General features: G+C 69.7%; 13 protein-coding genes. 8 read left to right on the top strand and 5 right to left on the bottom strand.

Going from position 1 to position 13,133, the window contains the following annotated elements:
- Together OG194_RS08725 and OG194_RS08720 are read right to left on the bottom strand one after the other, a co-directional pair.
- Positions 1-699, bottom strand: a complete 699-nt coding sequence (locus OG194_RS08725) for a DUF6304 family protein (RefSeq protein ID WP_327400280.1) — start codon at positions 697-699, stop codon at positions 1-3.
- The gene (locus OG194_RS08720) at positions 696-1,490 is read right to left on the bottom strand and encodes an IclR family transcriptional regulator (protein ID WP_327400279.1); all 795 of its coding nucleotides are present in this window, start codon (positions 1,488-1,490) and stop codon (positions 696-698) included. Before OG194_RS08720 ends, OG194_RS08725 begins: the two co-directional genes overlap by 4 nt.
- Before the next feature lie 301 nt (positions 1,491-1,791).
- On the opposite strand from OG194_RS08720, the gene allB reads away from it, so the two are divergent.
- Genes allB through alc form a run of 3 tightly spaced genes read left to right on the top strand, consistent with a single transcriptional unit; the run spans position 1,792 to position 4,474 of the window.
- The gene (gene allB / locus OG194_RS08715) at positions 1,792-3,129 is read left to right on the top strand and encodes an allantoinase AllB (protein ID WP_327400278.1); all 1,338 of its coding nucleotides are present in this window, start codon (positions 1,792-1,794) and stop codon (positions 3,127-3,129) included.
- Positions 3,126-3,308 carry a hypothetical protein gene (locus tag OG194_RS08710; protein ID WP_327400277.1) on the top strand — a complete coding sequence of 61 codons (183 nt, stop codon included), beginning with the start codon at positions 3,126-3,128 and terminating at the stop codon, positions 3,306-3,308. The genes allB and OG194_RS08710 overlap by 4 nt, the downstream gene beginning before the upstream one ends.
- A gap of 50 nt (positions 3,309-3,358) precedes the next feature.
- Entirely contained in the window at positions 3,359-4,474 is a 1,116-nt protein-coding gene (alc, locus tag OG194_RS08705; RefSeq protein ID WP_327400276.1) for an allantoicase, read from the top strand.
- A gap of 149 nt (positions 4,475-4,623) precedes the next feature.
- Here alc and OG194_RS08700 read toward each other — a convergent pair whose 3' ends face one another.
- Complete coding sequence (locus OG194_RS08700; protein ID WP_327400275.1) at positions 4,624-5,370, bottom strand: SDR family oxidoreductase; 747 nt, start codon at positions 5,368-5,370, stop codon at positions 4,624-4,626.
- 100 nt (positions 5,371-5,470) lie between these two features.
- On the opposite strand from OG194_RS08700, the gene OG194_RS08695 reads away from it, so the two are divergent.
- The 5 genes from OG194_RS08695 (at position 5,471) to OG194_RS08675 (ending at position 10,992) form a co-directional block, all read left to right on the top strand.
- Positions 5,471-6,289: an AIM24 family protein gene (locus OG194_RS08695; protein WP_327400274.1), complete on the top strand. Its 819-nt coding sequence runs from the start codon at positions 5,471-5,473 to the stop codon at positions 6,287-6,289.
- Between the two features lie 114 nt (positions 6,290-6,403).
- Positions 6,404-7,036: a dihydrofolate reductase family protein gene (locus OG194_RS08690; RefSeq protein ID WP_327400273.1), complete on the top strand. Its 633-nt coding sequence runs from the start codon at positions 6,404-6,406 to the stop codon at positions 7,034-7,036.
- A 91-nt stretch (positions 7,037-7,127) separates the two neighbouring features.
- The gene (locus tag OG194_RS08685) at positions 7,128-8,033 is read left to right on the top strand and encodes a DMT family transporter (RefSeq protein WP_327407015.1); all 906 of its coding nucleotides are present in this window, start codon (positions 7,128-7,130) and stop codon (positions 8,031-8,033) included.
- A 202-nt stretch (positions 8,034-8,235) separates the two neighbouring features.
- A complete protein-coding gene (locus OG194_RS08680; RefSeq protein ID WP_327400272.1) occupies positions 8,236-10,602 on the top strand; it encodes a glycosyl hydrolase family 95 catalytic domain-containing protein in 2,367 nt (788 codons plus the stop codon).
- An 84-nt stretch (positions 10,603-10,686) separates the two neighbouring features.
- On the top strand, positions 10,687-10,992 hold the full coding sequence (locus OG194_RS08675) for an antibiotic biosynthesis monooxygenase family protein (protein WP_327400271.1): 306 nt from the start codon (positions 10,687-10,689) through the stop codon (positions 10,990-10,992).
- 89 nt (positions 10,993-11,081) lie between these two features.
- Here the strand turns inward: OG194_RS08675 and OG194_RS08670 are convergent, their stop codons facing one another.
- Positions 11,082-12,080, bottom strand: a complete 999-nt coding sequence (locus OG194_RS08670; RefSeq protein ID WP_327400270.1) for a CHRD domain-containing protein — start codon at positions 12,078-12,080, stop codon at positions 11,082-11,084.
- Between the two features lie 126 nt (positions 12,081-12,206).
- Entirely contained in the window at positions 12,207-13,127 is a 921-nt protein-coding gene (locus tag OG194_RS08665) for an STM4011 family radical SAM protein (RefSeq protein ID WP_327400269.1), read from the bottom strand.
- Positions 13,128-13,133: the final 6 nt, after the last annotated feature.

Here is a 13,133-nt window from a genome sequence, read left to right as displayed (position 1 = left end):
TCACGACCACGGGCGTGACGGGAACGATCCCCGGTAGCCCGCGTCCGCGGCCCGGTGCTCGAACTCCCCGCAGAGCCAGGTCTCCTGGACGAACTCGGTGTACTCGTCCCAGATCGCGAAGATCCCCGTCGGGCCGTGCTTGCCGTCGACCTGGCGGTAGCGGTCCTTCACGTCACGGAAGCAGGCCAGCCCCGCCATCAGCCCGTTGCCGGCCGGGTTGTAGTCGGACCAGGCGCACGCGATGCATGCCTGGAGCCTTACTCCTGAAGGGAGTTGGCGTTGGACGTCGTGCAAGGCAGACTCGAAGTCCCCCTGGCCGTCCTTGTTTTGGTACGTGCGCCCGTCGAAGCGCAGGGTCGTGGTCAGCGTCTCCGCGTCAAGACCGCGCCCCGGTCCGGCCGGACCTCCGAGCCGCAACGCGCAGTCCAGCACCGCCGTACGCACGCCCTGCCCCTCGACCGCGACCGGCATAGGTACCTCCCACTCCAACAGGCAGGAGCACAACGCCCCGTCGAAGAAGGCGAACGGGGCCTCCGGTGGCTCGCCGCCGAGCGCGCCGAGGTCGTCCATGCTGTCGCCCTCGAAGCGGACGCCCCGGATCGTCGTGCGGATCGACTCCCGGCCGTCCGACTCGAAGACGACGACCTCGGTGCCGTGCCGGTCGGTGTACCGGCCGGGCCAGAACTGCCCGGCGCTCACGCGGGGTTCTGGCTGGCCAGTGCCTCCGACAGTTCGCCGGCCACCTGCTGGAGCACCGGCACGATCTTGTCGGTCGCCGACTCGGTGACCCGGCCCGCCGGGCCCGAGATCGAAATCGCCGCCGCCGTGGGGGAGTTGGGCACGGAGACGGCGAGGCAGCGGACGCCGATCTCCTGCTCGTTGTCGTCGATCGCGTAGCCGAGGCGGCGCACGTCCTCCAGCGCCGCGAGGAAACCGTCGGGCGTGGTGATCGTCTTGTCGGTCGCGGCGGGCATGCCGGTACGGGCGAGCAGTGCGCGCACCTCGTGGTCCGGGGTGTTGGCGAGGAGGGCCTTGCCGACGCCGGTGGAGTGCGGCAGGACGCGCCGGCCGACCTCGGTGAACATGCGCATCGAGTGCTTGGACGGCACCTGCGCGACGTACACGATCTCGTCGCCGTCGAGCAGCGCCATGTTCGCCGTCTCGCCGGTCTCCTCGACCAGCCGGGCCAGATAGGGGCGGGCCCAGGTGCCGAGCAGCCGGGACGCGGACTCACCGAGGCGGATCAGGCGCGGGCCGAGCGCGTACCGGCGGTTCGCCTGCTGACGGACGTAACCGCAGACCACGAGCGTGCGCATCAGACGGTGGATGGTGGGGAGCGGCAGGCCGCTGCTCGCGGAGAGCTCGCTCAGGCCGACCTCACCGCCCGCGTCGGCCATCCGCTCCAGCAGGTCGAAGGCGCGCTCCAGGGACTGGACACCGCCCGTGGTGGACTTGGTGGAGTCGGTGCTGCTCACGCTGGACGGCGGCACGGCGCGTTCCTTTCGGCCCGGGCGGGAAGGGCTGAAGCCTACCCGGGGGTCGGTTGACTCCCCGCCTGTGCGTAGCTACGTTCTGCTTGCCGGAAGTTTAATTCCGCTTTGTGGAAACGTCCAGAGTGTGTGCGTGAGGCGCATCGTGGAGATGTGTGCCCTTGACGGTACGGGAGCGGGAGTGAAGACTCCTTCAACAGAACGTTGAATTCCGTTACGTGGAAGTAAATCCCGTTTCCCGGAAGTAACGGGCGTAGCGGGAGCAGCGGAAGTGACGACGACGGCAGAGAGAGGGGTCCGGGTGTCCGACGCTGAACTGGTGGTGCGCTCCACACGTGTCATCACTCCCGAGGGGACACGCGCAGCGGCGGTCGCGGTCGCCGGGGGAAAGATCACGGCCGTCCTCCCGTACGACGCCCAAGTCCCGTCCGGGGCACGGTTCGAGGACTTCGGCGACGACGTCCTGCTGCCCGGTCTGGTCGACACCCATGTGCATGTGAACGACCCCGGCCGCACCCACTGGGAGGGCTTCTGGACCGCCACGCGCGCGGCGGCGGCCGGCGGCATCACCACGCTCATCGACATGCCGCTCAACTCCCTCCCGCCGACGACGACGGTCGACAACCTCCGTACGAAGCAGCGAGTCGCCGCGGAGAAGGCCCACATGGACGTCGGTTTCTGGGGTGGCGCCCTGCCCGACAACGTCAAGGACCTGCGCCCGCTGCACGACGCCGGCGTCTTCGGCTTCAAGGCATTCCTGTCCCCGTCCGGCGTGGACGAGTTCCCGCACCTGGACCAGGACCAACTCGCCCTGTCCCTGGCCGAGATCGCCGGTTTCGACGGCCTGCTCATCGTCCACGCGGAGGACCCGCACCACCTCGAAGCGGCCCCGCAGCAGGGCGGTCCCAAGTACGCCGACTTCCTCGCCAGCCGCCCGCGCGACGCCGAGGACACGGCCATCGCGGGGCTGATCGCGCAGGCGAAGCGCCTCAACGCACGCGTGCACGTGCTGCACCTGTCCTCGTCCGACGCGCTCCCGCTCATCGCCGCCGCCAAGGCAGAGGGCGTCCGCATCACGGTGGAGACGTGCCCCCACTACCTCACCCTCACGGCGGAGGAAGTCCCGGACGGCGCAAGCGAGTTCAAGTGCTGCCCGCCGATCCGCGAGTCCGCCAACCAGGACCTCCTTTGGCAGGCGCTGGCCGACGGCACGATCGACTGCGTCGTCACGGACCACTCACCATCGACGGCCGACCTGAAGACCGACGACTTCGCCACGGCCTGGGGTGGCATCTCCGGCCTCCAGTTGAGCCTCGCGGCGGTGTGGACGGAGGCGCGCAAGCGGGGCCACGACCTGGCCGACGTGGTCCGCTGGATGTCCTCAAGTACGGCCGAGCTGGCGGGACTTGACCAGAAGGGCGCCATCGAGGCGGGCCGCGACGCCGACTTCGCGGTCCTCGCCCCCGACGAGACGTTCACCGTCGACCCGGCGGCCCTCCAGCACCGCAACCGCGTCACGGCGTACGCCGGCAAGACCCTCAGCGGCGTCGTGAAGTCGACCTGGCTGCGCGGCGAACGCATCGTGCTGGACGGCGAGTTCACCGAACCGAAGGGCCAACTCCTGTTCCGGCGGCCTTGATTCGGCTCCCCGCACTCACCCGCAGCGGCCCAGTTCTGAGAGGCGGACCCAGTAGTGAAGGCGACTCCGGCAACACCCTCGGCAGGGTCGTCGAGCCGACCCGGCTGCGCGGCGAACGCATCGTGCTGGACGGCGAGTTCACCGACCCGAAGGGCCAACTCCTGATCCGTACCCCCTGATTCACCCCCCCGCACCCGCAGCGGCCCACTCCCGAAAGGCAGACCCAGCAGTGACGGCGATTCCGAATTTCACCGGCGACGCGAACCCCTACGCAGGCGGTGACCCGTACGCGGACTACCGCACGGCCGACTTCCCCTTCACCCAGTACGCCAACCTCGCCGACCGGCAGTTGGGCGCCGGTGTCATCGCCGCCAACGACGAGTTCTTCGCCCAGCGCGAGAACCTCCTCGTGCCCGGGCCCGCCGAGTTCGACCCCGAGCACTTCGGGCACAAGGGCAAGATCATGGACGGCTGGGAGACCCGACGCCGTCGAGGCGCCTCGGCCGAGCACCCCTGGCCGACGGCGGAGGATCACGACTGGGCGCTGGTCCGCCTCGGAGCCCCCGGCGTCATCAGGGGCATCGTGGTCGACACGGCCCACTTCCGCGGCAACTACCCGCAGGCGGTGTCGGTGGAGGGCACGTCGGTACTGGGCTCCCCGTCCCCCGAAGACCTCCTCTCGGACGACGTGAAGTGGACGCCCCTTGTCCCGCGCACGCCGGTCGGCGGCCACGCGGCGAACGGCTTCTCGATATCCACCGAACAACGCTTCACCCACCTCCGCGTCAACCAGCACCCCGACGGCGGCATCGCGCGCCTGCGGGTCTACGGCGAGGTCGTCCCCGACCCCAACTGGCTCGCGGCGCTGGGCACGTTCGACGTGGTCGCCCTGGAGAACGGCGGCGGCGCCGAGGACGCCTCCAACCTCTTCTACTCACCCGCGAGCAACACCATCCAGCCCGGCCGCTCCCGCAAGATGGACGACGGCTGGGAAACCCGCCGCCGCCGCGACCAGGGCAACGACTGGATCCGCTACCGCCTGGCAGCGCAGTCCCAGATCCGCGCCGTGGAGATCGACACGGCGTACCTGAAGGGCAACAGCGCGGGCTGGGCGTCGGTATCGGTACGGGACGGCGAGACCGGCGACTGGACCGAGATCCTTCCGCGCACCCGCCTCCAGCCCGACACGAACCACCGCTTCGTGCTCCCCACTCCGGCGATCGGGACGCACGCGCGCGTGGACATCTATCCCGACGGTGGGATCTCGCGGCTGCGGTTGTTCGGGACGCTGACGGAGCAGGGCGCGGCGACGCTGGCGGCCCGGCATCAGGAACTGGGCGGCTGAGCCACCCCGTCGACGCCGGAGGGGCTGATTTTCAGCCCGTCCGGCGCTTGAGGACGAGGCCCTTCAGGCCGAAGGGGGGGGCTGGGGGCGCAGCCCCCAGGGACGCGAGCCACAACGCACCCGCACGTACCCGGCCAACCGCCGGAGGCCTACGCCGCATGCCCGCCGTCCACCGCGAACTCCGCCCCCGTGACGTAGTCCGCCCCCGCCAGATACGCGACCATCGACGCCACCTCGTCCGCCGTCCCGAACCGTCCCAACGCCGTCATGGCCGCCTGGTCGGCCGCGTACGGGCCGTCCGCCGGGTTCATGTCGGTGTCCGTGGGCCCCGGGTGCACGATGTTCGCCGTGATCCCGCGTCCGCCCAGCTCACGGGCGAGCGCCTTCGTCAGCCCGATCAGCGCCGACTTGCTCGTCGCGTAGAGGGTTCCACCAGGACCCGGCACCCGCTGCGTCATGCACGTACCGATCGTGATGATCCGACCCCCGGACGCCATCCGCGCGGCAGCCGCCTGCGAGGTCAGGAACACCCCGCGGACGTTCACCGCCAGGACCCGGTCCACGTCGGCGAGGGACAGCCCGTCCAGCGGGCCGAGCAATCCCATCCCCACGTTGTTCACCAGCACGTCGAGCCCGCCCAGCGCCTCCGCCGTACGTTCCACCGCGCCGGCCGCCTCGACGGCATCCGCGGAGTCCGCGCGCAGCGCGACCGCCCGCCGTCCCAACGCCTCTATCCGCTCTACGACGTCCTCGGCGGCCTCCTTGCCGTCCACGTAGGTGACCGCCACGTCCGCGCCGTCCCGCGCCAGCCGTAGTGCCGTCGCCGCGCCGATGCCGCGACCGCCGCCGGTGACCAGGGCGACCTTGCCGTTCAGGGTTCCGTAAGTCGTTGTCATGAGCCCATTCCAGTGGTCGGCGCACCCGCGTGCTGGCGGCGAACGGACGCCGACCTCGCGCGGCCGGAACTGATTCCACCACCTCCGGCGTTCTCCTCTCGTGACCCTTCAGCAAGAGATCGTCGGCAACGCCATGCAGATGGCGGTCGTCAACCTGAACCCCGGCCAGACCGTGTACTGCGAGGCCGGGAAGTTCCTCTTCAAGACGACGAACGTGACCATGGAGACCCGCCTCGGCGGATCGTCGAGCGGCGGCCAGCAACAGGGCGGCGGCTCGGGCGGTGGCGGTATGGGCGGCATGCTCCGGCAGGCCGTGGGGACGGCCATGCAGGTCGGCCAGCGCGCGCTCGCCGGTGAGTCGCTGGCGTTCCAGTACTTCACCTCCCAGGGCGGCGAGGGCACCGTCGGCTTCGCGGGCGTGCTCCCCGGGGAGATGCGCGCCCTGGAACTGGACGGCACGCGCGCGTGGTTCGCGGAGAAGGACGCCTTCGTGGCCGCCGAGTCCAGCGTCCAGTTCGGCATCGCCTTCCAGGGCGGCCGCACCGGCATGAGCGGCGGCGAGGGCTTCGTCCTGGAGAAGTTCACCGGGCACGGCACGGTGATCATCGCCGGCGCGGGCAACTTCATCGACCTGAACCCGGCCGACTTCGGCGGCCGCATCGAGGTCGACACCGGCTGCCTCGTCGCCTTCGAGGAGGGCGTCCAGTACGGCGTCCAGCGCATCGGCGGCCTCAACCGCCAGGGCCTGATGAACGCCGTGTTCGGCGGCGAGGGCCTGTCCCTGGCCACCCTGGAGGGCAACGGCAGGGTCATCCTCCAGTCCCTCACCATCGAGAGCCTCGCCAACGCCCTGAAGAAGGCCCAGGGCGGCGACAAGCAGGGCCCGACCGGCGGCATGTTCTCGACCCACGCCGGCTGAGATGTCGTAGCGAAGACCGGGAGATGCCGTAGCGAGGACCGATGAGTTGCGGGGGCCCGCGGGGTCTGAGCTGATGACACCATCCGCTCCCGCACCAGGAAGCAGGCACCCGACATGGGCAAGCTCGTCTCCACTCTCTTCGTCACCCTCGACGGCGTCTACCAGGCCCCCGGCGGCCCGGAAGAGGACACCCGCGGCGGCTTCGAGCACGGCGGCTGGAGTTTCGTCTACGGCGACGACGACTTCGGCCGGTTCGTGGTCGAGGTCTTCGACCGCTCCGGCGCCTATCTGCTCGGCCGTCGTACGTACGACATCTTCGCCGGGTACTGGCCGGACAAGACCGACCCCGCCGACCCGATCGCCGCCAAGCTGAACGCGCTGCCGAAGTACGTCGCCTCGTCGACCCTCACCGACCCCTCCTGGGCCGGCACCACCGTCCTCGGCGGCGACCTCGCCAAGGAGGTCACCGACCTCAAGGAGCGCACCGAGGGCGAAGTCCAACTGCACGGCAGCGGCGCCCTCGTCCGCTCCCTCCTCGCGCTCGGCCTCGTCGACACGCTCCACCTGGTGACCTTCCCGGTCGTGCTCGGCAGCGGTCTGCGCCTGTTCCCCGAGGGCACCGAGCCCATGGCCTTCCGGCACACGGGCGGGCGCGTGACCAGCACCGGCGTCTCCATCCAGTCGTACGACCTGGCGGGCCGCCCGACCTACGGCTCGTACGCGGACGCCGATGCGGAAAACGCCTAGTCAGCCGGGGGGCGCGCCGGTACGGTGATCGTTCCGTGTGGCAGCCACCGATGTCTCCACCCCTTCGTCGGAGACCGGGAGAGCCGCCCTCATGTCCTCGATCGCCGTACCGCGCACCGCCCTGCCCCGCCGGGCCTGGCTCACCGACCTGCCCGTCCTGCTGGTCGCGGTGGTCTGGGGCGCCAGTTATCTCGCAGCCAAGGACATCACCACGGCCCGTACGGTCCTCACCGTCCTGGTCCTGCGCTTCGCCCTGGTCCTCCCCGTCCTCGCGGTCGTAGGCCACCGCTCGCTGCGCGCCCTGACGGCCGCCCAGTGGCGCGGCGCGGCCCTGCTCGGGCTGATCCTCGCCGGGATCTTCCTCCTGGAGACCTACGGCGTCGTCCACACCTCGGCGACCAACGCGGGCCTCATCATCAGCCTCACCATGATCTTCACCCCGCTCGCCGAGGCTGCCGTGACCCGCACCCGGCCCTCCCGCGCCTTCCTCGGCGCGGCGGCTCTCTCCGTGCTCGGCGTGCTGCTGCTGACCCAGGGCGCGGGCTTCTCCCGCCCCTCCCTCGGCGACCTCCTCATGCTGCTCGCGGCGCTGGCCCGCACCCTGCACGTCCTCGCCATGTCCCGCACCAGGTCGGTCCAGGGCGCGGACGCGCTGCCCCTGACCACCGTCCAACTCGCCACCGCCGTCGCGGTGTTCGCGATCCTGTCGACCGGCGCCGACACCACACCGTGGGAGACGGCCGCCGACTTCGGGCCGCGCGAGTGGGCCGGGCTGCTGTTCCTGTCCGCGTTCTGCACCCTGTTCGCCTTCTTCGTCCAGATGTGGGCCGTACGCCGGACCTCGCCCTCCCGTGTCAGTCTGCTGCTCGGCACCGAGCCGCTGTGGGCCGCCGCGGCCGGTATAGCGCTCGGCGGCGAACGGCTCGGCGCGTTCGGGCTGGCGGGTGGTGTGCTCGTCCTCGTGGGGACGGGATGGGGGCGCGGGGCCGCACGGTGACTCCCGGAAGACTCAACGGCCGGCATCGGCCAGTCATCGGATAAATAGCCCGGAATATTCTTGAATCACCCCTTAAGTGGCCACGATTCGGGTGTGGTTCGGCCTAGAGGTCGGATCTTTTGGCTGCACGCCCATTGCTTGTTCCTCGGCGTCTCATTAATTTACGAATTAATCCCGACCCTCTCGCCCGAGGAGTTCCGCCGTGCCTCCTTCCTCCCGCCGTGACTTCCTTCGCCTGACCGGTGTCGCCGGTGGCGGCCTCGCCGCCTTCGGTGGCCTGCCCCCGTTCGTAGCGCACGCCGACCCCGAGCGTCCCGCGCACGCGAACATCGTCCCGGAGAGCGAGGCCACCACCCTCTGGTACCGGAAGCCGGCCGACGAGTCGCGCGTCATCCAGGAGGCGCTGCCCGTGGGCAACGGCAGGATGGGCGCGCTGGTCGGCTGCGACCCCGCGGACGACTTCCTGTACATCACGGACGGTTCGTTCTGGACGGGCGGACGCAACGACACCCCCACCAGCGACGGACAACTTCCCTACGGAGCCGATGACTTCGGCAGTTTCGGGCTGCTGGCCAAACTCCGGGTCACGCTGCCGGGCCACACCACGGAGGACATCAGCGACTACCGTCGCGGCCTCGACCTGAGCAACGGTGTGGTGTCGGCGACCTATCGGCACCGCGGAGCCCGTTTCCGCCGGGAGATCTACGCCAGCCACCCGGACGACGTGATCGTGGTCCGGCTCACGGGAGGCGGGAGCCATACCGGTGTGATCTCCCTGGAGGGCACGCACGGTGAGACCACGTCGGCGGACGGGAAGCGGCTGTCGTTCGCCGCGACGCTGAAGAACGGCCTGCGATACGCGGCTTCGGTGACCGCCGTGAGCAGTTCCGGAACCATCAAGGCGGAGGACGGAAAGCTGTCCTTCTCGGGCTGCCGCGAGGTGCTGATCGCCGTCTGTGCGGGTACCGACTACTCACCCGATGCCACCAAGGAATTCCGGGACTCGTCCATGGTCCCCCTCACGGTGGCCCGTACGAAGACCGCTGCCGCGGCGAAGATCTCCGGCACCGCTCTGCTCGCCACCCATGTGGTCGACTACCAGCGCCTCTACGACCGCTTCTCGATCGATCTCGGCAGATCCTCGGCGGTGCAGCGGTCGTTGGACTCGTGGTCGCGCATCGCCGTCCGATACACCGACGCGTCCACCCCGGACCCGGAGCTGGAGGCCGCCTATGTGCAGTACGGCCGCTACCTGACCATCACCGGGTCCAGGGACTGGCTGCCCATGAACCTCCAGGGGCTGTGGATCCACAACAACACCCCTGACTGGTACGCCGATTACCACACGGACATCAACGTGCAGATGAACTACTGGCTGGCCGACCCCGCCGGACTGGGCGACAACGCGGAGGCGCTCGCCCGCTACTGCCGGTCCCAGTTGCCGGTGTGGACCGATGTGACCAAGCGGCTCTTCAACAGCCCTGACAACCGTTTCCGCAACAGCACGGGTGAAGTGGCCGGCTGGGCCATCGCGTTCTCCACCAACATCTACGGCGGCAGCGGCTGGGCCTGGCACCCCTCGGGCAATGCCTGGCTCTGTGCCACGCTGTGGCGCCACTACGAGTACACCCAGGACCGCGCGTACCTGGAGACGATCTATCCGGTGGTGAAGGGAGCGGCCGAGTTCTGGAAGGCGCGGCTGATCACCACCAAGGTGACCGATGCGGACGGTTCGTCCCGCGACGTCCTGGTGGACGACACCTCCTGGTCGCCGGAGCACGGACCGGACGGCAAGGGAAACACCTACGGCCAGGAGCTCGCGTGGGAACTCTTCCGGGAGTTCGCCGCCGCGGCCCGCGTCCTGGACCGCGACGCGGACCTCGCCGCCGAGCTGGAATCGATGCGGGCCAGGCTCTACCTCCCGCGGGTCAGCCCGAAGAGCGGCTGGCTGGAGGAGTGGATGAGCCCGGACAACCTCGGTGAGACGACTCACCGTCATCTGTCACCGCTCATCGGATTCTTTCCCGGCGACCGGATCTCCGTCGACACCAGCCCGCGCGAACTGGTGGACGGCGTACGCGCACTCCTCACCGCCAGGGGAATGGACAGTTTCGGCTGGGCCTGCGCCTGGCGATCGCTGTGCTGGTCGCGGCTGAAGGACGCCGAAAAGGCCTACCAGCTCTATCTCACCGTGCTGCGCCCTTCGATGAACAACGGCAACGGGACCTCCGCGAACTGGTTCGACATGTACAGCCAGGGCAGTTACACGATCTTCCAGATCGACGCCAACCTCGGCGGCCCCACCGCCGCGCTGGAGATGATCCTCTACTCGAAACCGGGAGTCCTCGAACTGCTCCCGGCGCTGCCGAAGGCCTGGTCGGCGAAGGGTTCCGTCACCGGGATCGGCGCCCGCGGCGGATTCACGGTCGACTTCTCCTGGCGGGACGGCAAGGCGACCACGGTGACGGTCCGGAGCGTCGGGGGGACGGAGACCGAACTCCGCGCCGGGAAGTTCCGCAAGAAGATCTCCCTCAAGCCCGGGGCATCCGTGAAGATCGACCTCTCCTGAGCGACCGCGGAATCCGACGCCGGGATGATCTCGCGCGGTTGATGACGATGTCCTACGGTGTGGGCGGATCACGTTGGAGGTTTCATGTCGACCGTTGAACTCACCCGCTTCCGTGTCGAACCGGGGCGAGTCGCCGAGCTGCTGGACAGCAGGCCCGCGATGCTCGCCGACTTCCGGGCCGATCGTGCCGGTTTCCTCGGAGCCCGCCTGGTCCGCCTCCCGGACGACGAGTGGCTGGACATCGTGACCTGGCGGAGTTCGGAGGACTTCGCGGCCTCACGGGCCAAGGGAGCCAACCTGCCGGGCATCGCCGCCTTCTTCGCGGCGATCGCCTCGCTGGTGAGTTCGGAGGAGGGGGACGAGCCCGGGACCGGGGACGTCGAGTGGTGAGCGGCACCTGACGGCACGAAGGCGGAACACACGGCGATGCGAGTCCGCGCGGGACTCGCATCGCCTGGCTGTGTACGGCTCCGTCGGCGCTACTTGGTGGTGAGGAACAGGTAGTCCGCCGTGTAGGGGACACGGGCGGTGGGCTGCTCGGCCGGGTCGCAGGTGCCGGTCGGGGCGACGCCGCCGGCGGTGTTGAGCCGCAGCACCGATGTGGTCCTGGACAGGAGTCCTTCACTCTTGCCGGTCTGCCGCGCGCGGAGCAGGAGTTGGGGGATGTTGCCCTTGCCGTTGTCGAACTTGTTGAGGACGGTGCCGGTCACCGAGGAACCGTCGGGTGCGATCCACTGCGGGGGACCGGCGGGGCCGTGCTCGGCGAAGCTGTGCTGGATGCCGCCCTGGAGGGTGGCGTCGACGTTGTCCTGGGTGAAGGCGTAGGAGCCGTCGTCCTGCTTGGTGCAGGCGTAGATCTGGGCCCCCTTGACGACTCCGGCCAGGGACGAGTGCCGGATGGCGGCGGGCAGCGAGACGGCGCCCGGCAGCGCGACGGTCTGTCCGCGGACCGCGCCGCCGGGGAACTCGCCGGTGTGCAGGTTGAAGTAGAACTGGTCGGGATGTGCCTTGATGCTCCGCAGCAGGTCCGCGTCCTTGACCTTCACGGTGCCGAACACGAACGGCGTGCCGTCCTTGAGCTTCTCCATGAAGAACGGGATCTTCACGTCACCGTTGGTGCCCCGCGCACCCTGGTGGAGATGGGCCATGGTCGGGGTGCCGATACCGGTCCACGCGAACGCGAAGGACACCTCGTCGCCCTGGACCCGCATGAGGGCCACCGCGCTGCCGTCCTTGTCACCCACCGCCGGCTTGCCCTTGACGGGCACCTCGTTGTCACCGGTCAGGATGGACGTGAAGTACCGCGCCCCTGGGGCGTTCTCGGAGTAGCGGCCTATGGCACCCGCCGCCTGAGTCGCCCCGGCCGCCGGATGCGACACGGTGGCGTCGGCCGCACCGTCCGCGCCGTTGCAGGCGGTCAGGAGCAGGGTGCCGGTGAGCGCTGTCGCGGCGATGGTCCCGAATCGCTTGAACTTCATGTGTCTCGTTCTCCCCGTGATGGCCGATCCGCGGCTGACCCGCGGTCGTTCTCCCTCCATCACGGGGCCCCTGTGGCGATCCCTCACCCGATGACACTCCTGAGACACGCCTGAGAAGGGATGGCATCACTGAGGACACGATCTCGACATTACGACGCTCACCGGCCGCGCTGTGAGCGGCAGGGTGCGCGTGGTGCCCGGCCCGGGGAGGGCGGACGGCACGCGCTCCAGGACACCGCCCGCGAAGACGTCGTACAAGGGCAGGGACTCCAGGTGGACATAGCCGATGTGGCAGTCGCAGACGGCCAGCGGACACGCGCGCGGTCGCAGCGCCGCCCGGTAGGAACCGTCGTACAGGTTCCCCAGTTCGTCGCGGACGAAGTGGCAGCGGCGGACCGTGCCCGCGCCGTCGACCGAGATCACGGACTCGCCGGTACGGCACGGGAGTCCGGCGCTGCGGTGCGGGTGACGGCTGTACGGGAACAGGGGGTCGAGCGCGGTCCAGTCGTCGGCCTCCGCGTCGTCGTAGGTGTGTCCCTCGGCGGCGTTGATCCAGAGGTAGACGTGCGGGGGCAGGTCCTCGCGGAGGCGGCGGGCCACAGCCAGGTGGCCGGGCAGACCCACCACGCCGACGCTGAAGCGCACCCCGCGGTCGGCCAGTTCACGGCACTTGCCGAGGAAACGGTCGTAGGGGGTCTGGCCCGGATGGTAGGTGCACCACAGGGCGAGCGTGTCGAGGTCGGCCTCGGCGAGCCAGCCGGTGCGGCAGCTCAGGTTGGTCTGGATCGCGACCCTGCGGACATGCGGCAGCCGGGACAGCTCGGTCAGGGTCCGCCGGTACCAGGAGCGGACCAGGCCCTCGCCCCACGGTGTGAACAGGAGCGACAGGTCGTCCTCGCTGTCCGTCGCCCACCGCGCGAAGCGCTCCAACGCCTCCCGGTCCGCGCGGAGTTGGGCGGTCGAGTCGCGGCGCTTGGCGAACGGGCAGTAGGGACAGTCGTAGTCGCAGGACGCGAGCGGCCCCCGGTATAGGACGGTGAGATCCATGACGGT

Source organism: Streptomyces sp. NBC_01288 (assembly GCF_035982055.1).
GTDB lineage: Bacteria > Actinomycetota > Actinomycetes > Streptomycetales > Streptomycetaceae > Streptomyces.
This window is presented reverse-complemented; position numbering and strand designations above follow the sequence as displayed.